Below are 21,652 nucleotides of genomic sequence, written 5' to 3' on the forward strand. Positions count from 1 at the left end.
ACCCTCCCCTCCTTGTCGACACCCCGGGCCGGCTCTGGCACAAGACCGCAATGAAGCGATCATGAACGGGCGCAGCCGGACACACCGAAGGCCGGACCTAGGGATCGAGGTCCGGCCTTCGGTGGCGTGTCAGGCAGGTGGTTCCGAGGAAGGGGTCGTCAGCCGACCGGGACGCCCTTCGAGCGGAGGTAGGCGACCGGGTCCACGTCCGAGCCGTAGTCCGGCGTGGTGCGGATCTCGAAGTGCAGGTGCGGGCCGGTCACATTGCCGGTCGCGCCGGAGAAGCCTATCTGCTGGCCCGCGGTCACGGTCTGGCCGGCCGAGACGGAGAGCGACGACAGGTGGGCGTACTGGGCGTAGTAGCCGTCGGCGAGCTGGATGACGACCTGGTTGCCGTAGGCGCCGCCCCAGCCCGCGGAGACGACGGTGCCCGCGCCAACGGCCTTCAGTGCGGTGCCGGTCGGGGTGACGAAGTCGACGCCGGTGTGGTAGCCGCTGGACCACATGCTGCCCGCCACCTTGTAGGCGGTGCTGACGGCGGCACCCGCGACGGGGGCGGAGAAGCCGGTGGTCGTGCCGGTGCTCTCGACGCTCTGGGCGGCCGTGGTCGTCTTCTTCGACGCGGAGGACTTCGCGGCGGACGAGTCCTTGGAGGACGACGAGGAGGAAGAGGGCGAGGACGACGAGGACTTGGGGGCGCTCGCCGTGGCCTTCTTGCCGATCGTGAGCTTCAGGCCGGGGTGGATCAGCGACGGGTCCTCGCCGACGACCTCGCGGTTGTCGGCGTAGAGCTTCTTCCAGCCACCGCTGACGTCCTGCTCGTCGGCGATCTTCGAGAGGTAATCGCCGACCTTCACCGAATAGGTCCGCACGGCCGTCTTCTTCTTGGCGGCCGTCTTCTCGACCGCCTTCTTCTCGGCGGCCGTCTTCTCGACCGCCTTCTTCTCGGCGGCCGGAAGTGACTGAACGGCCTTTTCCGAAACGGACTGCGAGGGAGCGGCGTGGGCGCCGGTGGCTCCGATGAGAGGGAGGGCGAGAGCGGCGCCACCGGTTCCGGCGACGGCTATGGAGCGGGTGAAGCGCTGGGACTTCGGGCGGCGGTGCTTACCCTTCGCGGGCATGGCGAATTCCTCTCCGGCGCCTGCGAGGTGAGCTGTCGGGTGCGGGCTGGAGATGCCCGGCCGCGCCGAAACGCGGCTTTACCCCTAGCCGTTCCGGAGACCGGAACAGGCGGTTGTACCTGTGGGTCCCCCGCTCCTGCCGTGGTCGGGTGAGTGTGCGGTCTCCGGGCGGCGGCAGGATTGGGCGTCCGTCCGGATTGGTGGCGAACGTAAGCGAGGAAGACGCAAGGGAACAAGTGAGGGGTTCCGTCCGAATGCGTTCCTGTTGATCCCTTGTGGGAATTCCCAGTCACACTCCGTGGATTACCGGTGCGCCGCCGGACGTAAAACCCCTGGAAAAGCACGGGAATTACGTGAACATGACGGGCGACGCACGGTCACGAATATGACACTCCTCACGTGACACCGCTCCAGCTCCCTTCACTCCAGAGCGAGTTGGAATGAAGGCGCTAATTCGGACAGAACCCCTAGATGCGACGCAGTCGGATAACTGCCGCATCAAGGTCGCCATGCAAACCGACGCGCAGTCCGTGATGCACCAGTACGGCACCTCGGTGAATTTCGCCCGTTTCAAGGCATTCGTACGATTCTGTCGGGTCAAGGGCGCGCAATCGCAGCGCCGGGACGGGCGCGCCGTAACTCTGGGCCTGGAGCCAGGCGAGGACGACCGTCTCGCCCCCGAGCACATACTGCACCGCGCTCAACCCGCCCCGCGGAGGCCGCAGCCGATAGAGGTCGCCGCGCTGCACCACGGGCCGGATCTCCTTGTAGAGCGTCACCCGTTCCCGGGCCTCGGCGAGCTCCTCCTCGCTCCACGTGGCGAGGTCACCGCCGACGCCGAGCACGCCCGCCATGGCGCTCACGAACCGGAAGCGCAGCGAGCTGGCACGGTGATTGAGCATGGCGTTCGGGCTGTCGGTGACCCAGGCGGCCATGACCCGGGCCGGGTGGATCTGGCTGAAGCCGTGCTGGATGGCGAGCCGGTCGAGGGGGTCGGTGTTGTCCGAGGTCCACACCTGGTCCGTACGGCTCAGCACGCCGAGGTCGATCCGCCCGCCCCCGCCCGAGCAGGACTCGAAGGCGACGCCCGGGTGCGCGGCCCGCAGCCGGTCCAGCAAGTGGTACAGGGCACGCACGTGGTCGACCCACAGGCGCTGCGGATACGGCCCACCGGGCCAGCCGGCGTCGGTGAAGCAGCGGTTGAAGTCCCACTTCACATAGTCGATCGGGGCGCTGGAGAGGAGCCCGTCGAGCCGCTCCCAGAGGTACTCCTGGACGTCGTCGCGCGCGAGGTTCAATACGAGCTGATTGCGGAACTCCGTCCTCTTTCGTCCCGTTTGGTGCTGCACCCAGTCCGGGTGGGTGCGGTACAGCTCGCTGTCCGGATTGACCATTTCCGGCTCGACCCAGATGCCGAACTGCATGCCGAGCGCCTGCACGTACTCGGCGAGCGGCTTGAGGCCCGACGGGAAGCGGTCCGGGTTGGGCGTCCAGTCGCCGAGCCCGGCGCGGTCGCTGGTGCGCGTCCCGAACCAGCCGTCGTCGACCACGAACAGTTCGACGCCGATGGCCGCGGCCCGCCGCGCGAGCACGCGCTGCTGCTCCTCGGAGATGTCGAACTCCGTCGCCTCCCAGGAGTTGAACAGCACCGGCCGGTCCCGGTCGGCGTCCGGGATCACATACGCGCGCTGGTACGCGTGCCAGGCCCGGCTCGCCCCGCCGAAGCCGCCGTCGCTCCACAGTCCGGCGAAGACGGGGGTCGTGAAGGACTCCCCCGCGGCCAGCCGCAGCAGGCCCGAGTCGTCGTATCCGGCCCCTCCGGTGATCTGCACGCGCCCGTCCGGGAGTTGGGCCACGGCGATGCGCCAGGTTCCGGACCAGCCGAGGGCGCAGCCGTAGACCTCGCCGCGCTCCTCGGTGGCGTCCGTGTCCAGCGCGACCCACGGCAGGTGCTGGTGCCCGGTGTGCCCGCGGCGGCTGCCGATGACCTTCTCCCCGTAAGTGAGTGGGGACCGCGCGAGCCGGGACTCGGCGCCCCAGCGGCCGTGCAGCTGCGACAGCCGCCAGTCCTCCCGGTCGGGCAGCGTCCAGGTGGCCGAGTCGGCGCGCAGCAGCTCCAGGGCGGGCCCCTGGTTGTCCAGGGTCACCCACCGCTCCACGACGTCCCCGCGCATCCGGTAGTGCAGGGTGACGCTCAGCCCGCCGTCACAAAAACGCAACCGCAGCTCGTCGCCCTCGGTCTCGTACCGCTCGAAACCCCACTCGGTGCCGCGCCGCTCGTCGGTGCGCACGGACAGGGCGGGCCGTACGAAGCGGGGGCCGCCCTCGACCGGGTACTCCTCGCGTCCGTCGAGCGGGGACTCGAAGGGCCAGTACTCCGGCAGCGGGCGCACGGCGAGGGCCTCGGCGTCGTCGAGGGCGACGCGTGGCCCCCAGTGGAGGTGCAGGAGCTCGTCGCCTTCGGTCAGATGGACGGCGTAACTGCTGGTCGGCCCAGTCAGGAGCCACGTACGGCCGTCGTCGGAGATCTCCAGCATCAAGCCCTCACAGATCCAAACAGGTGCGATCGAGTACCAACATCATCATGGGCGCCGCGATGCCGAGGCAACGCCTGTGGACAACCCATTGGCCCAGGAAGCCATGTCGTATCGTCGAGAACGCACCCCGTCGGCCGCACCGCAGAGCCGCGTCGGCGGGGCCGACTGGGAGGAGCCCCCGTGACGCAGCAGATCCCGTCGACCGAGCCCGAACTGGCCGGAGTTCGCAACTTCCGCGATGTGGGCGGACTGCCGACCGTGGACGGACGGCGGGTGCGGTACGGAGTGCTGTTCCGCAGCGGCCACCTCGCGCACGCGACCGAGGAGGACGCCGCCTTTCTGGACTCCCTGGGCCTGCACACGATCTTCGACTTCCGCAACGCGGCCGACCAGAAGCTCGAAGGGCCGGACGTCGAGCTGCCGGGCGTACGCAATGTGAACCTGCCGCTGTCCGATCCCGCGGACGGCGCCGAGTTCTGGAAGATGGTCCGGGACGGCAACCTCGACCAGCTCAGGGCGATCCTGGCGGACGGCAAGGGCGCGGGCCGGATGATCGCCTCGTACCGCACGATCATCAAGGAGCGCACCGCCGAGCACTCCCGGGTGCTGCACGCGCTCACGGAGGACAGCGTGCCCGCCCTGATGCACTGCGCGGCCGGCAAGGACCGCGCCGGGCTGTCCATCGCCGTGACACTGCTCGCCCTCGGCGTCGAGCGCGAGGCGATCCTCACCGACTACCTGGAGTCCAACGCCAAGCACCGCCGCTACAAGGTGCACCGCAGCAGCAGCTCCGCCTCGGCCTACTCCCCCGAGGTCATGGAGCTGCTCAGCCCGCTCTTCGACGCACGCGCCGAATACCTCACGGCGGCCTTCGAGACGATCGAGGAGACATGGGGCGGCGTCGACGCCTACCTGGAGCAGGCTCTGGGAGTCACCCCGGAGATCCGGGAGCGGCTCCGGGAGCGGCTGCTCGACTGACCCCCGGCCGCCGCCTCGCACCCACCCCGCGCCTGTGTTTCGCTCCGCGCATCTACTCCTTCGCTCCGCACCTCTACTTCGCTCCCACCTCGAACAGCAGGTAGATGAAGGCCGCGAAGACGTGCCCCACCGCGATGTAGATGATCAGCCGCACCCACAGGGCGCGGGGGAACCTCTCCTCCATGTCGCTCATGGCGTCACTCCAGGGGTGGGGCCCAGGCACAGCGTGGCCGTGGGGCTCTGCAGCAGGGTGTGGACGAAGAGAAGCTCGACCCCGCCCTGGTCCTGGGCGGCGATACGGTGCGGGGTCAGCGAGTCGAAGTGCGCGCTGTCGCCGGGGGCGAGCCGGTGCGTGGTGTCCCCGAAGCGCAGCCGAAGCCGCCCCTGGAGCACGTGGAGCCACTCCTCGCCGGGGTGCACGCGCACGATGTCGCCCTGCGCGCCGTACGGCACATGGACGCGCAGGGCCTGCATCCCACGCCCGGGCGCGCCCGCCTGCCAGTACGTCCAGCCGCCCGCCGAGGTCGGCTCCATGTCGGCGGCGCGCACGACGGCGTCCCGGTCGGCGACCGTCTCGCCGAGCAGCTCGGACACGGTCGTACCGTAGATGCGCGCGAGCGCGAGCAGCATCGGCAGCGAGGGCTGGCGCTGCCCGGTCTCCAGGCGGGACAGGTGGGCCGGCGACAGCCCGGCGGCGCGGGCCGCGGCCTCCAGGGTGAGGGAGGCGCGGCGGCGCAGCGCACGGAGCTGGGGCGCGACGACGGGGAGGGCCTCCAGCCCCGTCGAATCGGCCTCCGGCTCGATCTCGGAAGAGCTCATGCTCTTCATTCAGCCGGAGGGCTTGCCTCACAGGCAAATTTCTTGCCTCTCAGGCAAAAACCTCCGGCCCGGCCACCCCAGCCGTCCCCGGCGACCCCAACCGTCCCCGGCTACCCGGCCCTCACCGGTTGGCAACCGCCTGCTTGATCAACGTCTTGCCGAAGTCCCACATCAGCCCGCCCCCACTGTGCGCGTCATCCATCACGTCCGTGAAGGCGTCCACGAACCGGTCCACCTCCCGCTCGCCGATGATCAGCGGCGGAATCAGCTTGATCACCTCCAGGTGGTCCCCGGAGACCTGGGTGAGGATCCGGTGCCGCCGCAGCAGCGGTACGACGACCATCTGCGCGAACAGGCCCTTGCGCGCGGCCTGCAGCATGGTCCAACGGCCGCGCAGCTTCAGCGAGTTGGGCCTGCCGAACTCGATGCCGATCATCAGGCCCCGGCCACGGACGTCGGCGAGCAGCTCGTACTTGTCGGTCAGTGCCGCGATCCGGGACTTCAGCAGCTCCCCGGTCGCCCGCGCGTTCGCGACGATCTGCTCGTTCTCCATGACCGACAGCACGGCGAGCCCGGCCGCCATGGCCTGCGCGTTGGACCCGAAGCTCGCCGAGTGGACCAGCACGCGGTCCATGGACGAGTAGACCTTCTTGAAGATCCAGTCCTTGCCGAGGGTGGCGCCCACCGGCACATAGCCACCGGAGAGCGCCTTGGCCAGGCACACCAGGTCCGGCTCGACACCGTCCTCGTGCTGGTAGGCGTAGAAGTCGCCGGTACGGCCGAGGCCCGTCTGCACCTCGTCGGCGATGAGCAGCGCCTTGTGCTGGTGCAGCAGCTCCTGGGCGGCCCGCAGATATCCGGGCGGAGCCTCGTGCACGCCCTTGCCCTGGATCGGCTCGACGATCAGGGCGGCGACGTCACCCTTGGTCAACTCCCGTGCCAGGGCGTCGAGATCGCCGAGCGGTACGGCCGTGTCGGGCAGCAGCGGGGCGAAGCCGTCCCGGAAGCCGGACTCGCCGTTGACGGACAGGGAACCGGTGGTCAGCCCGTGGAAGGCGTGGTCGCAGTACAGGACCCGCGGCTTGCCGGTGACGAACCGCGCGAACTTCAGCGCCGTCTCCACCGCCTCCGTACCGCTGTTGCCGAAGAACACCCGGTCCAGGTGCGGGCTGTGCGCGAGCAGCTTCTCGGCCAGCAGCCCGGGCAGCGGCTGGCAGTCGAAGCGGGTGAGGTCGGCGAGGGAGGCGTCGAGGACGTCGTGCAGCGCCTTGCGGACGACGGGGTGGTGGCGCCCCAGGCCCATCACCCCGAACCCGGCGAGCATGTCCAGGTAGTCGTCGCCGTCCGCGTCCCAGAAGTACGCGCCCTCGGCCCGCTCGTAGACCTTGTCGAAGCCGATGGTGTGCAGCATGCGCGGGAGCTGGTGGTTGAGGTACCTGGTATGCAGCTCGTAGCGCTCGGCTCCGCGCTCGGACAGGAGTCTGCCGAGGTCGAACTCGGTGGTCATTCCGCCTTCTCCTTGACCGACACGGCCTTCTCCCTGCCCGACACGGTTTTCCCCTTGCCCGACACAGCCTTCTCCCTGCCCGACACGGCTTTCCCGTTGCCCGACACGGCTTTCTCCTTGACCGGTACAACGCCACGACCGACCTGGCCGCCGTCGCCCCGCTCAGCCCCGGCGAGGCCGTCCTCGGCCTCCTTCAGGGCCAGGCTCGCGCTGATCCGTCCGGCGATCTCGACGGACGTGAGCCCGATGTCGGCGAGCACCTCACCCCGCTTGGCGTGCGCGAGGAACTGCTCCGGGATGCCGAACCGCCGTACGGGCACGTCGACATCGGCGTCGCCCAGCGCCAGCGCCACGGCGGCACCGACCCCGGACGAGCGGCTGTTGTCCTCCACGACGGCCACCAACCGGTGCTGTGCGGCCAGGGGCGCGAGCGCGGGGTCGACCGGCTTGACCCAACGCGGGTCGACGACGGTGCAGTTGATGCCACGGGCCTGAAGCAGCTCGGCCGCCTGGAGGCACACCGGGGCCATCACGCCGACGGCGACCAGCAGGACATCCGGCTCGCCGGCGTCCCGATGCAGCACGTCCAGGCCGCCCACCCGGTCGACCGCGGGGATCGACGGCCCGACCGGCTCCTTCGGGAACCGCACGAGCGTAGGAGCGTCGTCGACGGCCACGGCCTCCCGCAGCTGTGCCCGCAGCTGGTCGGCGTCGCGCGGCGCGGCAATCCTGAGGCCGGGCACGACCTGGAGGATCGACATGTCCCACATGCCGTTGTGGGAGGGCCCGTCCACGCCGGTGACGCCCGCCCGGTCCAGCACGAACGTCACCCCGCAGCGGTGCAGCGCGACGTCCATCAGCAGCTGGTCGAAGGCCCGGTTCAAGAACGTCGCGTACACGGCGACGACCGGGTGCAGCCCGCCCGTCGCCAGCCCCGCCGCCGACACGGCCGCGTGCTGCTCGGCGATCCCGACATCCCACACCCGGTCCGGGAACCGCTCCGCGAACCTGCCGAGCCCGACCGGGTGCAGCATGGCCGCCGTGATCGCCACGACGTCCTCCCGCTCCTCGCCGATCCGCACGATCTCGTCCCCGAACACCGAAGTCCAGGAAGGCCCGTTGGAGGGCGCGAGCGACTCGCAGGTCAGTGGGTCCATCACGCCGACGGTGTGGAAGTGGTCCTCCTCGTGGGCGAGGGCCGGTTCGTAGCCGCGCCCCTTCTCCGTGAGGCAGTGGACGAGGACGGGCCCGTGGAAGCGTTTCGCACGCCTGAGCGCGGACTCGACGGCCCCGATGTCGTGCCCGTCGATCGGGCCGACGTACTTCAGGCCCAGGTCCTCGAACATGCCCTGCGGGGCGAAGGCGTCCTTGAAGCCCTTCTTCGCGCCGTGCAGGGACTCGTAGATGGTGTTGCCCACGAGCGGGGTCCGCAGCAGTACGTCCTTGCCCCAGGCCAGGACCTTCTCGTAGCTGTCGGTCGTGCGCAGGGTCGCCAGGTGGTTGGCCAGGCCCCCGATGGTCGGGGCGTAGGACCGCTCGTTGTCGTTGACGACGATGATCAGCGGCCGGTCCTTGGCGGCGGCGATGTTGTTCAGCGCCTCCCAGGCCATGCCGCCGGTGAGCGCCCCGTCGCCGATCACCGCGACGACGTGGCCCTTCTCCCCCTGTACCTGCCGGGCCTTGGCGAGGCCGTCGGCCCAGCCGAGCGCGGTGGAGGCGTGGCTGTTCTCGACGATGTCGTGCTCGGACTCCTCGCGCGAGGGATAGCCGGACAGACCGCCCTTGCCGCGCAGCTTGGAGAAGTCCTGACGTCCCGTCAAAAGCTTGTGTACGTAGCTCTGGTGACCGGTGTCCCAGACGATGCGGTCGACCGGTGACTCGAAGACCCGGTGGAGCGCGATGGAGAGTTCCACCACCCCCAGGTTGGGCCCGAGATGTCCGCCGGTCCTGGCGACCGCGTGCACCAGGAACTCCCTGATCTCGTCGGACAGTTCACCGAGTTCCGCCTCGGACAGCGCCTTCAGGTCACGTGGTCCCCGGATGCTCTCCAGAATCGTCACGCTCGGGCCCCCTCTCGGTCCGTGCCTTGCTTCAACTCACAGTCACTTCTGGTTTCCCCGTGACGGTGGGGGCGCCCGATGCGGCCCCGTCCTGCTCCATCTGCTCGGCGATCTTCATCGCCTCTTCGATCAGCGTCTCGACGATCTTCGACTCGGGGACGGTCTTGATGACCTCGCCCTTCACGAAGATCTGCCCCTTGCCGTTGCCGGAGGCGACCCCCAGATCCGCCTCCCGCGCCTCACCGGGGCCATTCACGACACACCCCATGACGGCGACACGCAACGGCACTTCCATGCCGTCCAAGCCGGCCGTGACCTCGTCGGCCAGCTTGTAGACGTCGACCTGCGCACGCCCGCACGACGGGCAGGAGACGATCTCCAGACGCCGCTGCCTGAGGCCCAGCGACTGAAGGATCTGGATGCCGACCTTGACCTCCTCGGCGGGCGGAGCGCTCAGGGACACCCGGATGGTGTCGCCGATGCCCCGCGACAGCAGCGCCCCGAAGGCGACGGCCGACTTGATCGTGCCCTGGAAGGCAGGACCGGCCTCGGTCACCCCGAGGTGCAGCGGGTAGTCGCACTGCTCGGCGAGCTGCTGGTAGGCGTTGACCATCACCACGGGGTCGTTGTGTTTGACCGAGATCTTGATGTCCCGGAAGTCGTGCTCCTCGAAGAGCGAGGCCTCCCACAGCGCCGACTCCACCAGCGCCTCCGGCGTCGCCTTGCCGTACTTCTGCAGCAGCCGCCTGTCGAGCGACCCGGCGTTGACGCCGATGCGGATCGGCGTGCCGTGGTCCTTGGCGGCCCGCGCGATCTCCTTGACCTTGTCGTCGAACTGCTTGATGTTGCCGGGATTGACGCGTACGGCCGCACAGCCGGCCTCGATCGCGGCGAAGACGTACTTGGGCTGGAAGTGGATGTCCGCGATCACCGGGATCTGCGACTTGCGGGCGATGGTCGCGAGGGCGTCCGCGTCGTCCTGCGTGGGGCAGGCGACGCGGACGATCTGGCAGCCGGACGCGGTGAGTTCCGCGATCTGCTGGAGGGTGGCGCCGACGTCGGACGTACGGGTCGTCGTCATCGACTGCACCGACACGGGGGCACCGCCCCCGACCGCCACCGGGCCGACCTGGATCCGCCGCGACACGCGCCGCTCGGCGATCGGCCGGAGGGGTACCTCGGGGACGCCCAAGGAGATGGCGGTCATGGTGTCACTCCCGGTTCCCGGAGACCGTCTCGCGCATGGCGCGCAGCGACTCCTTGAGCGAGCCCATGGTGGCGAGGACGGCGGTGGGCTCGTAGCCGCAGTGCGCCATGCAGTTGGCGCAGCGCGGGTCCTTGCCGCGGCCGTACTTGTCCCAGTCGGTGTCCTCGATCAGCTCGCGGTACGTCGGGACGTACCCGTCGCTCATCAGGTAGCAGGGGCGCTGCCAGCCGAACAGCGAGTAGTTCGGGATCGCCCAGGCGGTGCACGGGAAGTCGACCTTGCCCTCGAGGAAGTCGAGGAACAGCGGCGAGTGGTTGAGCCGCCACTTCCTGCGGTTGCCGCCCGCGAAGGCCTTCTTGAACAGCTCGCGGGTCTGCTCGACGCCGAGGAAGTGCTCCTGGTCGGGGGCCTTCTCGTAGGCGTAGGCGGGCGAGATCATCATCTCGTCGACCTTGAGGTCGTCGTTGAGGTAGTTGAGGACCTCGATGATGGTCTGCGGGGTGTCGGTGTTGAAGAAGGTCGAGTTGGTGGTGACCCGGAAGCCGCACCGCTTGGCCTCCTTGATCGCCTCCACGGCCTCGTCGAAGACGCCCTCCTTCGCCACGGACTCGTCGTGCCGCTCGCGCAGGCCGTCGATGTGGACCGCGAAGGCGAAGTACGGCGAGGGCGTGAACTTGTCCATCTTCTTGCGCAGCAGCATGGCGTTGGTGCACAGGAACACGTACTTCCGCTTGGCCACCAGTTGCCGCACGATCTCGTCGATCTGAGGGTGCATCAGGGGCTCACCGCCGGCGATGGACACCATCGGCGCACCGGATTCGAGCACCGCGCCCACCGCCTGCGCGACCGGCATGCGCTGCTTGAGCACTCCGGCCGGGTGCTGGATCTTGCCGCAGCCCTCGCACTTGAGGTTGCAGGCGAAGAGCGGTTCCAGCTCGACGATCAGCGGAAACTTCTCCCGCCTACGGAGCTTCTGTTCGGCCAAGTATGTAGCGACCTTGATGGACTGACGCAGCGGCATGGCCATCTGGCTCACCTCCTGGGGAGCAGCAAAGAACGGTGCCATTCGAAGAAAGCGGGGAGAACGGAACGAAGGACACGAAAAGCTGATATTCCACCGCGCAACGTGCCGATCCGGACGAGTTCATGTTCTGGAGCGTCCACGACCACCCGGACGGCCGCAACCGGGCGCTCGCCCGCGCGGACGGCGCTCAGGAGCGTGGCCGCCGACTCCATGTCGACCGCGATTGCGCCGGTCGCGCACAGATCGGACCGTTCCTGACCACGGATGATGTGGTCGGAACCGGTGAGCGGTCCGGTGTGGACGGTGCGGCCGGGGACGGCGCGCGCGAGCTCTTTGACGAGTAGGCCCGTTCCGACGCACGGAACGGTTCCGCCCGGATCCCGGGTCTCCTCGGCGACGACCAGGTCGCCGGGGTGCATACCGGGGGCGAGCCCCGCGCAGAAGCCCGTGGCGAGCACGGCGGCCCCGCCGAGAACCGGGTCGGCCAGCACACGGGTGACCGAGCGCTCGGCCGCCCGGGGCCCCATGCCGGTCCGCAGGACGGTGACCGGCCCGCCGGCGCCGCCACGGTCGCTGGTGCGCAGGGCGAACTGCTCGATGCCGAGCGCGCAGGCGATCAGCAGCGGGGCCGGGGCGGGCCGGGGGCTCATCAGCTGCCCTTGTGCCGGTTGGAGAAGGGCTCTCCGTGCACATACCGGCCCAGTGCGGTAAGCGGGAACACCTGCCGGTAGAGGTGGTAGTTGATCGAGAAGTCCCACGGGAAGCCGGTCCCGGTGAAGTACGGCTCGTCCCAGGAGCCGTCCTCCCGCTGGGTGGCCGCGAGCCACTCGATGCCGCGCTCGACGGCCTTGGAGTCCTTCTCCCCCGCGGCCAGCAGGGCCATCAGCGCCCACGCGGTCTGCGAGGCGGTCGAGGCGCCCTTGCCGCTCCACTCCTTGACGTACTTGTAGGAGCGCAGGTCCTCGCCCCAGCCGCCGTCGTCGTTCTGGACGGACTCCAGCCAGCTCACGGCTCGGCGGATCGCCGGGTGCGAGGCCGGGAACCCGGCCGCCACCAGGGCGGGTACGACCGACCCGGTGCCGTAGACGTAGTTGACGCCCCAGCGCCCGAACCACGACCCGTCCGGCTCCTGTTCGGCGAGCAGCCACTGGATGCCGCGCCGGGTGCGCGGGTCGTGGGCGAGGCCCTCGACGGCGAGCATCTCGACGACGTGCGCGGTGACGTCCGCCGACGGCGGGTCGATGACCTCGCCGAAGTCGCAGAACGGCAGCCGGTTGGGGAACGGGCTGGTGTTGTCGACGTCGAAGGCGCCCCACGCCCCGTTCTTCGACTGCATCCCGAGGTTCCACCGCACCCCGCGCCCGATCGCGCCCTCCACCCGCTCCGGGTCGTGGTGCTTGACCCGGCGCAGGGCGAGGACCACCTCGGCGGTGTCGTCGATGTCGGGGTAGTTGTCGTTGTGGAACTCGAACGCCCAGCCGCCCGGCGGCAGTTGGGGCCGCTTGACCGCCCAGTCGCCGGGCCGGACGATCTCCTCGCCCAGCATCCAGTCCGCGGCCTTGACGAGCTGCGGATGGTCGGCCGGCACACCGGCGTCCACGAGCGCGATGGTTGCCAGGCAGGTGTCCCACACCGGCGACTGACAGGCCTCGATCATCCGGGCCCCGTCCTCGCGCCAGACGGCGAAACGGTCCAGCGACGCCAACCCCTCGCGCATCACGGGGTGTTCGAGGTCGTAGCCGAGCAGGTGCAGAGCGATGATCGAGTAGACCGCCGGCGGCTGGATGCCGCCCCAGCAGCCGTCGTTCTCCTGCCGCTCGATGATCCAGCGGGCGGCGCTGTTCAACGCGGCCTTACGCAGCCTGCGCGGGGCGACCTTGCGCAGCTGGTGCAGCGCCTTGTCGAGCCGCTGGAAGGCACCGTCCCAACTGGCCGCCGGAGCAAGGGGCTTGGGCGGGTTCGGGTTGGCGGGGTCGGTGTGCAGTTCGTCGAGCGGGAACGGCGCGGGCCGTACCGGACGCTTCGCGGAGACGATCGTCAGCGGGACGATGGTCTGCCGGGCCCAGCACCCGAAGTCGTAGATGTTGAGCGGGACCCACTTGGGGAAGTAGATGAGCTCCGGCGGGAGTTCGGGCAGGTCCTCCCACTTCCACCAGCCGAACAGAGCCAGCCAGATCCGGGTGAACACCCGGGCGGCGGCGATGCCGCCCTGCTCGCGGATCCAGGCGGAGGCCTTGGCCATGTGCGGGGCGTCCGGCGCGTCGCCGGCGAGGCGGAGGGCGACGTACGCCTCGATGGTGGCGGAGAGTTCGCCCGGGCCGCCGTAGAAGGTGGCCCAGGCGCCGTCCTCGCGCTGCTCACCGCGGATAAACAGGGCGGCGGCGTGGGTGGTCGGCTCGTCGCGGATGCCCAGGAACTGACGGAGCAGCAGGTCCTCGGCGTCCATGGTGACGTTCGTCTCCAGGTCGCCCTTCCACCAGCCCTGGGCGTCCTGCTTCGCCAGCAGAAAGTCGGTGGCGCGCCGGACCGCGCGTACGGCGGCTTCGTGCACCCCGGCCGCCCCGGGGTTTTCGGTGTCGCTGGCCGCGGCTGCCCGGGGCGGGAGTGCCCCGGTGCTTCCGTCGGTCGTCGCTGTCATGGCTTCCCCTTCGTGCAGTGCTCCTGGTAGTGCGTCTGCTGTGGGTCCGCCGTCGGCCGGTGCGCTGGTTCACGCCGCACCGGTCGGCGACTACGCGAGGGCTATTCGACCGTTACTGATCATCTCTTTTCGCCAGGTGGTGATCATCTCTTTCGTACGACGACGAAGTCGGCGAGCGCCGTGAACTGCGCCCGCACCCGCTCGGGCATGTCGACGGCGTCGAGGGCCTCGACGGCGACGGTGTGCTGGCGGCGCGCCTCTTCGGCGGTCCACTCGCGGCCGCCCGCCTCCTCGATGAGGGCGGCGCGGGCCGCGAACTCCTCCTCGGAGAAGTTCTCGAAGTCGCTGCTCTTGGCGTCGGCGGCGAGGATCTCGCCGAGCCGCTCGGAGGCGGACCCGCCCGCCGCGAGCGCGGCCACGACCGGCAGGGACTTCTTGCGCTGACGCAGGTCGCTCCAGGTCTGCTTGCCGGTGGAGACCGGGTCGCCCCAGATGCCGAGGAGGTCGTCGACGGCCTGGAAGGCGAGGCCCAGGTGGTAGCCGTACTTCTCCAGGGTGTCGGCGGTGCGGTCGTCCGCGCCGCCGAGGACCGCGCCGATGGAGCTGGCGCAGGCGAGCAGGGCGCCGGTCTTGTTGCCCTCCATCTCCAGGCACTCCTCGACGCTGACGCGGTCGCGGTGCTCGTAGGAGATGTCCTGCGCCTGGCCGTCGATGAGGGCGCGGGTGGCGGTGGTCAGGCGGCGGGTGGCGCGGCCGGCCTCGACGGTGCCGAGCTCCAGCAGGACCTCGTTGGCGAGGGCGAACAGGGCGTCGCCGACGAGGATGGCCTGGGCGGGGCCGTGCACCTTCCAGACGGTGTCGCGGTGGCGGCGCTGTTCGTCGCCGTCCATCAGGTCGTCGTGCAGCAGGGAGAAGTTGTGGACGAGTTCGACGGCGACGGCGCCGGGGATGCCGACCTCGGGTGCGGCGCCGGTGACCTCGGCGGAGAGCACCGCGAGGGCGGGGCGTACGGCCTTGCCGCCGTCGCCGGCCGTGGGCTTGCCGTCGGCGTCGATCCAGCCGAAGTGGTAGGCGGAAACGGTGTCCATGGGAGGGGCCAGGCGGTCGGTCGCCGCCCTCAGTACCGGTGTGGCCAGGGTCCTCCCGCGCTCCAGGAGCGCGGTCACGTCCACCGCGGTCTCTCGAGCGGCCTTCTCGGCCGGGGGCACAGTGGGCACGGTCTCTCCTCTTGTTGCGGTACCGGGGGTGCGGGGGCCTGCCGCCGGGCGCTGGTTCAGCATCACGCCGCCTCCTCGACGTCGAAGAGGTGGCTGGGGCGGGGCCGGCCCAGGGCGCTCAGCGCGGCGCCGGCCGCACTCACGCCACTGCGGACCGCACTCTCCATGGTCGCGGGCCACCCTGTGGCGGTCCACGCTCCGGCCAGGTAGAGGCCGGGGACTTTGGTACGGGCGCCGGGCCGCAGCCGCCCGACGCCGGGGGTGGGAGCGAACGTCGCCGTGCGCTCCCGGGTCACGAAGAAGTCCTGCACCCGCGCACCGCGTGCCCTGGGCAACAGCCGCTCCAGCTCGGGCAGATACCGCTCGCGCAGTGCGGCGACCGGCTCGTCGATCTCGTCCTGCGCGGCCGACTGGGACAGGGCGAGGTACTGCCCGTCCCGCAGCCCGGAGGCCGCGGTCCGGTCGAACACCCACTGCACGGGGGTACCGAGGGCCGCGAAGAACGGCCTGCTGAGCACCTGCCGGTCGTACACGACATGCACGTTGAGGATCGGCGCGGTGCCGATCTCCAGCAGCTGTTCCGGCGCGTCGAGGGCACCGTCGGGCAGCAGGTCGTACGCCTCGCGTTGCGCCACGGCGAGCACGACCGCGTCCGCCCGGAGCGTCTCGCCGGGAACCTGAACGCTCCAACGCCCGTTTTCGTCAGTGGAGATGGAGGTGACGCGTGTACGGACCTCGGTACGCACGCCCGCGGAGTCGAGCGCCTTGCGGGCCAGCCGGTCATGCAGTTCGCCCAGCGGGACGCGCGCCCAGCCGATGTCGGCCGCGCCCGGGTCGGAGAGCAGACCGGTCTTGAACACCATCGCGGCGAGCCCCAGCGAGGCGTCGCCCGCGACCGCGTTGAGGGTGGCGACCCCGACCAGGTCCCACAGGGCTTCGACGGCACGCGCCGACTGACCGTGCGCGGTCAGCCAGCTGCCGAAGTCCTGCGTGTCCAGGGTCGGATCGGCGAGGTCGAGCCCCTTGAGCGCGAGCGCGGCACGTCCGACCTTGGCGCGATCGGCGAGCGACAGATGCGGGTACGTCGCCAGGCTCCGGCCCAGGTGCAGGGGTACGGGCAGCGCGTCGCGCCGCAGCCTGCCGAGCCGCCGCCCCTCGGGCCGCGCGATGTCGACGACGGGCACGTCGAGACGATCCTGCAACGGCGCCAGGGCCGTCCCCTCGATGCGGTCGAGGAACCAGCGGTAGGCGTTGCAGCAGCGCAGATACACGTGCTGTCCGTTGTCGACGACCAGTTCGCCGCGCTGGAAGGAGAAGGCCAGGCCACCGAGCCTGGGCCTGCCCTCGATCAGGGTGACCCGTACTCCGGCGTCGGCGAGCGCGAGCGCGGCGGTGACGCCGGCGAGCCCGCCGCCGACCACCACGGCGTCCCTCGCGGGGCGTCCCGGGATGTCCGCGAGCGACCCTTCGGATTCCATACCGTCGGTCATCGTGCACCCTCCCCTGCGCGACCGCCGTGCCGGTGCTCGAACGGTGCACGGCCGGTCGTCTCAGTCAGGGACGCCGCCCGGCAGCGGAGGGTTGCCCGCCACTTTTCGCCGGGGGCATCACCTTGGACCGGAATGTCCATCAGGCACGCCTCCTGACGGTACGACGGGTCACATGCCGGGCGTCCAGACCGCTCAGGCCGCGCACCGCGACGTACGCCTTCTCGCGTCCGGGCAGGGAGACCCGGCCGCGCAGCACGGCCTCCGGGTCGCGCTCGATACGGTCGAGGAGGCGGCGGTAGATGCCGGCCATGGCGGCGACACAGGCGCCGCTGCGCCGGTCCAGCATGGGGAGCAGCCGGTAGCCCTCGGCGAAAAGGGCGCGGGCCCGACGCACTTCGAAGTGCACAAGGCCCGCGAAGTCGGAACCCTCCGGTGGTGTCGACCCGCTGAAGCCGTTCGAGCAGCCGAATTTGGCGAGGTCGTCGGAGGGCAGATAGGTGCGCCCCCCTTCGGCGTCCTCGCGGATGTCGCGCAGGATGTTGGTGAGTTGCAGGGCGAGCCCGAGCGTGTCGGCGTACTCCGACGCGCGCTCGGCGCCACGCACCCCCGGCTCCGTGCCGAACACGCCGAGCGAGAGGCGGCCGATGGCGCCCGCGACACAGCGGCAGTAGACCTTCAGGTCGTCCCAGGTCTCGTAGGTCTCGCCGCGCACATCCATCAGGACGCCGTCGATGAGCTCGTCCAGACCGCCGAGCGGGATCGGGAAGGTGTCGGCGGCATGCGTGAGGGCGACGGCGACGGGGTCGATGTCGTCCTCGTCGACCGACCGGTCATGGATCCGGGTCAGCAGCTTGCGGGTGTCCTCGAGCCTGGCGATCTTGACCTCGGCGGCCAGCGCGCCGTCGCCGATGTCGTCGACGCGGCGCGAGAACGCGTACAGCGCCGACATCGCGCGGCGCTTGGGCGTGGGCAGCAGCCTGATGCCGTAGGCGAAGTTACGGGCCTGCTGTCCGGTGACGGCCTCGCAGTAGCTGTAGGCGGCGAGTACCGGTGCGGACGCGTGTGGTGCAGACTCCACGGTCCGGATCACCCCTCTCCTCGCAGAGTCACGCCCACCTCGCGCAGCAGCTGGAGCTTGCTGGCCTTGGGCGGGCCGGGAAGTACGTCGTATTCCGCGGCGGCGATCGCACGGATCGCCGCCCTTCCCCCCGCCACGAAACCCGCCAGCAGCAGCTTGAGCCTGCCGTGGACGCTACCCACCAGGGGGGTGCCTTCATTCAGGAGGTTCTGGGCACGTTCGGCTTCGTATGCAACCAGTGCGCGCACCGATGCGCCTGCTGTTTTTACCGCGAGATCGGTTTCCTCGACGTGAAAGCGCTTCATGTCGTCCGCCGGCAGATAGATCCGGTCACGGCCGAGGTCCTCGGCGACGTCCTGGAGGTGCTCGACGATCTGCAGCGCCGTACACACCGCGTCGGAGCGGCGGATCCGCTCGGGGGTCTCGGTGCCGGTGACGGCGAGGACGAGACGGCCGACCGGGTTGGCGGACAGTTCGCAGTAGGCAAGGAGATCGTCGTAGGTCTCGTACCGCCCGACGAGCTGATCCTGGCGGTTGGCGGCGATCAGGCCGAGGAAGGGCTCGGGGGTCAGAGAGCGGCGGCGGACGGTCGGCTGCAGACGGCGCAGCAAGGGGTGGCGCGGGGTGCTGTCGAAGACACGGCGAAGGTCGGCCTCGAAGGCGTCGAGGAGGACCAGGCGGTCCTCGGCGTCCGCGGGCGACACGCCGAGCAGACGGGCGTCGGCGCCGCCGGGAGCGAGATCGCCGTCGCCGATGTCGTCGACCAGGCGGGCGAAGCCGTAGACGGCCATGAGGTCGGTGCGCCAGGCCCTGGGCAGGAAGAACGGCGCCACGGGGAAGTTCTCCGCGGCGGCCTTGTCGAGCGTGCCGCGCTCCGGATCGCCGGGGCGCGCGCTTGGTCCCGTCACCGCGGACTGCCCGGCGCGGGGACGGCACATGCTGCGTGGAGCTGGGGAGTTTCCGTAGCCATTGCCGTCACATCTCCCGTTCTACACCGCAGACCCAATGCACACTATTTCGGACACGCCGCCCGGCCGTCCGCGCCGCAGCCCGGAGAGAGGGGTGTCGCGCGTTATCGCCCTACTTGCCGCGTTTCGGTACCGGTACAGCTTACGTTGTACAACGGGGCGCGACCTGTGGGGGTGTCCTGCGCATCACAACAACGCACCGATTGGCGTCAAGATTCCTATGGCCAGCCGGAGTTGACGTTTCCTTTGCGGACGCGGGCCCCGCCGGGGCAGTTCCGGCGGGGCCCTGCGAAGCGTTCTGGGCCGCACGGCCCATGTCCGGGTGGACTACTTGCCCGTGAACTTCTCGTACTCCTTGAGGACCTCGTCCGTCGGACCGTCCATCCGCAGCTCGCCGCGTTCCAGCCACAGAACGCGGTTGCAGGTGTCGCGGATCGACTTGTTGTTGTGGCTGACCAGAAACACGGTGCCGGCTTCCTTGCGCAGCTCGCGGATGCGTTCCTCGGAGCGCTTCTGGAACTTGCGGTCGCCGGTGGCCAGCGCCTCGTCGATCATGAGGACGTCGTGGTCCTTGGCGGCGGCGATGGAGAAGCGGAGCCGGGCCGCCATGCCGGAGGAGTAGGTGCGCATCGGCAGGGTGATGAAGTCGCCCTTCTCGTTGATGCCCGAGAAGTCGACGATCTCCTGGTAGCGCTCCTTGATCTGCTCGCGGGACATGCCCATGGCGAGCCCGCCCAATATGACGTTGCGCTCGCCGGTCAGGTCGTTCATCAGGGCCGCGTTCACGCCGAGCAGGGAGGGCTGGCCGTCGGTGTAGACCTTGCCCTTCTCGGGCGGGAGCAGGCCGGCGATGGCGCGCAGCAGGGTGGACTTGCCGGAGCCGTTGGAGCCGATGAGGCCGATGGCCTCGCCGCGGTAGGCGACGAAGGAGACGCCGCGGACGGCGTGCACCTTGCGCACACCCCGCTCCGCGTCGTCGGAGCCCCTCTTGAGGATGCGGCTGAGGGCGGCGGTGGCGCTGCCCTTGCCGGTCTTGGCGCCGTTGACGCGGTAGACGATGTGCAGCTCGTCTGCGATGACGGTGGGGATGCGGGCATCCGTCTTCTGCTCAGCCACGGCCGTACCTCTCTTCCGCCTTCCAGAAGTAGACGAAGCCGCCGACGGCGAACAGCACGGCCCAGCCGAGCGCGGCCGCCCAGGCGTTGGTGGGCAGGTTCGAGTAGTCGTAGCCGTCGATGAGGGCGAAGCGCATCAGGTCCATGTAGATCGCGGCCGGGTTCCACTGCAGGACGGTCGCGATCCAGTCCGGGCGGTCCTCAAGCATGATCGGGATGGAGAACATCACGCCGGACGCGTACATCCAGGTACGCATCACGAAAGGCATGAGCTGGGCCAGGTCCGGGGTCTTCGCGCCCGCGCGGGCCATGATCATCGCGAGGCCGGTGTTGAAGAGGAACTGCAGCGCCAGCACCGGCACGATGAGCAGCCAGGACAGGCGCGGGTAGCTGCCGAAGCCGACCGCCACCACGAACAGCACGATCATCGAGAACAGCAACTGCTGGAGCTGCTGCAACGCGAAGGAGATCGGCAGCGAGGCGCGCGGGAAGTGCAGGGCGCGGACCAGGCCGAGGTTGCCGGAGATCGCGCGTACGCCCGCCATCACCGAGCTCTGGGTGAAGGTGAACACGAACACGCCGGTGACGAGGAACGGGATGTACACCTCGCGGTTCATGCCGCGGTCGGCCTTGAGGATGAGGCCGAAGATGAAGAAGTACACCGCCGCGTTCAGCAGGGGCGTGGCCACCTGCCACAGCTGGCCGAGCTTCGCCTGGCTGTACTGGGCGGTCAGCTTCGCCCGCGAGAACGCGAGGATGAAGTGCCGCCGGTCCCAGAGCTGGCGGACGTACTCGAACAGCGAGGGGCGGGCGCCGCTCACGGACAGCCCGTACTTGGCGGCGAGCTGTGCCGCCGTGAGGTCCTCGTCGGGCGACGGAGGCGCGCTCACCGCGACTCCGCCGTCGTGCGTTGTCTCACTCACCAGTGGAAACTTTCGTCTTCGAGATGCGCAGCCTGTGCGGGCTTGGCATGAACCTGGGGCCCGGGTGTGGCCCGGTTGCTCTCAGGACCGAGCTTGTCAGATGACAGGAGGTCGGCCCAGTCGAGTCAGCCGCCACACCGTACGCCACTTCATGGGCCTGCGGGGACCGCACGGGGTGGTCCAGCCTTCCCTGAATCCGCCGAACCATGCCTTCAGGGCGGGGCGGGAGGGGCGGCGCAGGAGCGTGAGCAGCATCCAGACGCCCAGATAGACCGGGACGAGGGGGGCGGGGAGGTTGCGGCGGGCGAGCCAGACGCGGTTGCGGGCGACCATGCGGTGGTAGACCGCGTGCCGGGAGGGCGCGGTCGTCGGGTGGTACAGCACCATGTCGGACCGGTAGTCGATCATCCAGCCCGCGTCGAGGGCCCGCCATGCCAGGTCGGTTTCCTCATGGGCGTAGAAGAACTCGTCCGGCAGCCCGCCGACCTCGGCGAGGACCTGGGTCCGCACGGCGTTGGCGCCGCCGAGGAAGGTGGTGACCCGGGAGGAGCGCATCGGGTCGGAGGCGCGCAGCCGGGGGACGTGGCGGCGCTGGGTCTCGCCGGTGTCCGGGTCGGCGATGCGGAAGCTGATGATGCCGAGCTTCGGATCGGCCTCGAAGGCCTCGCGGCACAGCTCCGCGGTGTCGTGGTGGGCGAGGAGGCCGTCGTCGTCGAGGAACAGCAGTACGTCGACATCGCGCCCGCTGGGGCCGAAGGCCTCGATACCGATGTTGCGGCCGCCGGGGATGCCGAGGTTCTCGGGCAGCTCGATCGTGCGGACGCCTTCGGGGACGTCGGGCACCGGGGAGCCGTTGCCGACCACGACGACCTGGACCGCGTCGCCGTCCTGCTTGGCGACCGAGTCGAGCAGGGCACGGAGCTCGTCGGGGCGGTTGCCCATGGTGATGATCACCGCGCCGACCTTCATG

The 21,652-nt window shown here is 69.9% G+C and carries 19 protein-coding genes and 1 riboswitch; of the genes, 1 reads left to right on the forward strand and 18 read right to left on the reverse strand.

Going from position 1 to position 21,652, the window contains the following annotated elements; genetic code table 11:
- Nucleotides 1–158: 158 nt before the first annotated feature.
- Nucleotides 159–1,121: a LysM peptidoglycan-binding domain-containing M23 family metallopeptidase gene (locus QQM39_RS04325; RefSeq protein WP_301995286.1), complete on the reverse strand. Its 963-nt coding sequence runs from the start codon at nucleotides 1,119–1,121 to the stop codon at nucleotides 159–161.
- A 4-nt stretch (nucleotides 1,122–1,125) separates the two neighbouring features.
- Nucleotides 1,126–1,283: riboswitch (cyclic di-AMP (ydaO/yuaA leader) on the reverse strand.
- Between the two features lie 305 nt (nucleotides 1,284–1,588).
- A complete protein-coding gene (locus QQM39_RS04330; RefSeq protein WP_301995287.1) occupies nucleotides 1,589–3,658 on the reverse strand; it encodes an alpha-galactosidase in 2,070 nt (689 codons plus the stop codon).
- Between the two features lie 180 nt (nucleotides 3,659–3,838).
- On the opposite strand from QQM39_RS04330, the gene QQM39_RS04335 reads away from it, so the two are divergent.
- On the forward strand, nucleotides 3,839–4,636 hold the full coding sequence (locus tag QQM39_RS04335; RefSeq protein WP_301995288.1) for a tyrosine-protein phosphatase: 798 nt from the start codon (nucleotides 3,839–3,841) through the stop codon (nucleotides 4,634–4,636).
- 73 nt (nucleotides 4,637–4,709) lie between these two features.
- Here QQM39_RS04335 and QQM39_RS04340 read toward each other — a convergent pair whose 3' ends face one another.
- The 16 genes from QQM39_RS04340 to QQM39_RS04415 all read right to left on the reverse strand — a co-directional run bounded on the left by QQM39_RS04340 (nucleotide 4,710) and on the right by QQM39_RS04415 (nucleotide 21,651).
- Nucleotides 4,710–4,829 (reverse strand): DUF6126 family protein, encoded by a 120-nt coding sequence (locus tag QQM39_RS04340; protein ID WP_301995290.1) that lies wholly within the window; start codon nucleotides 4,827–4,829, stop codon nucleotides 4,710–4,712.
- A complete protein-coding gene (locus QQM39_RS04345) occupies nucleotides 4,826–5,455 on the reverse strand; it encodes a helix-turn-helix domain-containing protein (protein WP_301995292.1) in 630 nt (209 codons plus the stop codon). Before QQM39_RS04345 ends, QQM39_RS04340 begins: the two co-directional genes overlap by 4 nt.
- 121 nt (nucleotides 5,456–5,576) lie before the next feature.
- The gene (locus QQM39_RS04350; RefSeq protein WP_301995293.1) at nucleotides 5,577–6,962 is read right to left on the reverse strand and encodes an aspartate aminotransferase family protein; all 1,386 of its coding nucleotides are present in this window, start codon (nucleotides 6,960–6,962) and stop codon (nucleotides 5,577–5,579) included.
- The gene (gene dxs, locus QQM39_RS04355; protein ID WP_301995294.1) at nucleotides 6,959–9,022 is read right to left on the reverse strand and encodes a 1-deoxy-D-xylulose-5-phosphate synthase; all 2,064 of its coding nucleotides are present in this window, start codon (nucleotides 9,020–9,022) and stop codon (nucleotides 6,959–6,961) included. The genes QQM39_RS04350 and dxs overlap by 4 nt, the downstream gene beginning before the upstream one ends.
- 31 nt (nucleotides 9,023–9,053) lie before the next feature.
- Entirely contained in the window at nucleotides 9,054–10,229 is a 1,176-nt protein-coding gene (gene ispG / locus QQM39_RS04360) for a flavodoxin-dependent (E)-4-hydroxy-3-methylbut-2-enyl-diphosphate synthase (protein WP_301995295.1), read from the reverse strand.
- Nucleotides 10,230–10,233: 4 nt separating this feature from the next.
- Complete coding sequence (gene hpnH / locus QQM39_RS04365; protein ID WP_301995296.1) at nucleotides 10,234–11,256, reverse strand: adenosyl-hopene transferase HpnH; 1,023 nt, start codon at nucleotides 11,254–11,256, stop codon at nucleotides 10,234–10,236.
- A 5-nt stretch (nucleotides 11,257–11,261) separates the two neighbouring features.
- Nucleotides 11,262–11,903 carry a 1-hydroxy-2-methyl-2-butenyl 4-diphosphate reductase gene (locus QQM39_RS04370; protein WP_301995297.1) on the reverse strand — a complete coding sequence of 214 codons (642 nt, stop codon included), beginning with the start codon at nucleotides 11,901–11,903 and terminating at the stop codon, nucleotides 11,262–11,264.
- Nucleotides 11,903–13,891 (reverse strand): squalene--hopene cyclase, encoded by a 1,989-nt coding sequence (gene shc, locus QQM39_RS04375; protein WP_301995298.1) that lies wholly within the window; start codon nucleotides 13,889–13,891, stop codon nucleotides 11,903–11,905. The genes QQM39_RS04370 and shc overlap by 1 nt, the downstream gene beginning before the upstream one ends.
- A gap of 143 nt (nucleotides 13,892–14,034) precedes the next feature.
- Nucleotides 14,035–15,171, reverse strand: coding sequence for a polyprenyl synthetase family protein (locus QQM39_RS04380; RefSeq protein ID WP_301995300.1), 1,137 nt, complete (start codon nucleotides 15,169–15,171; stop codon nucleotides 14,035–14,037).
- On the reverse strand, nucleotides 15,171–16,586 hold the full coding sequence (hpnE, locus tag QQM39_RS04385) for a hydroxysqualene dehydroxylase HpnE (protein WP_302003472.1): 1,416 nt from the start codon (nucleotides 16,584–16,586) through the stop codon (nucleotides 15,171–15,173). Before hpnE ends, QQM39_RS04380 begins: the two co-directional genes overlap by 1 nt.
- An 8-nt stretch (nucleotides 16,587–16,594) precedes the next feature.
- A complete protein-coding gene (locus tag QQM39_RS04390; RefSeq protein WP_301995302.1) occupies nucleotides 16,595–16,738 on the reverse strand; it encodes a DUF6380 family protein in 144 nt (47 codons plus the stop codon).
- Nucleotides 16,738–17,688, reverse strand: coding sequence for a presqualene diphosphate synthase HpnD (gene hpnD, locus QQM39_RS04395; RefSeq protein ID WP_301995303.1), 951 nt, complete (start codon nucleotides 17,686–17,688; stop codon nucleotides 16,738–16,740). The genes QQM39_RS04390 and hpnD overlap by 1 nt, the downstream gene beginning before the upstream one ends.
- On the reverse strand, nucleotides 17,685–18,584 hold the full coding sequence (gene hpnC / locus QQM39_RS04400) for a squalene synthase HpnC (protein ID WP_301995304.1): 900 nt from the start codon (nucleotides 18,582–18,584) through the stop codon (nucleotides 17,685–17,687). The genes hpnD and hpnC overlap by 4 nt, the downstream gene beginning before the upstream one ends.
- Before the next feature lie 387 nt (nucleotides 18,585–18,971).
- Nucleotides 18,972–19,760 carry an ABC transporter ATP-binding protein gene (locus tag QQM39_RS04405; protein ID WP_301995305.1) on the reverse strand — a complete coding sequence of 263 codons (789 nt, stop codon included), beginning with the start codon at nucleotides 19,758–19,760 and terminating at the stop codon, nucleotides 18,972–18,974.
- A complete protein-coding gene (locus QQM39_RS04410) occupies nucleotides 19,753–20,682 on the reverse strand; it encodes an ABC transporter permease (RefSeq protein ID WP_301995307.1) in 930 nt (309 codons plus the stop codon). Before QQM39_RS04410 ends, QQM39_RS04405 begins: the two co-directional genes overlap by 8 nt.
- Before the next feature lie 96 nt (nucleotides 20,683–20,778).
- Nucleotides 20,779–21,651: a glycosyltransferase family 2 protein gene (locus QQM39_RS04415; RefSeq protein WP_302003473.1), complete on the reverse strand. Its 873-nt coding sequence runs from the start codon at nucleotides 21,649–21,651 to the stop codon at nucleotides 20,779–20,781.
- Between the last annotated feature and the right edge of the window lies 1 nt (nucleotide 21,652).

This window comes from Streptomyces sp. DT2A-34 (genome assembly GCF_030499515.1).
Classification (GTDB): Bacteria; Actinomycetota; Actinomycetes; order Streptomycetales; family Streptomycetaceae; genus Streptomyces.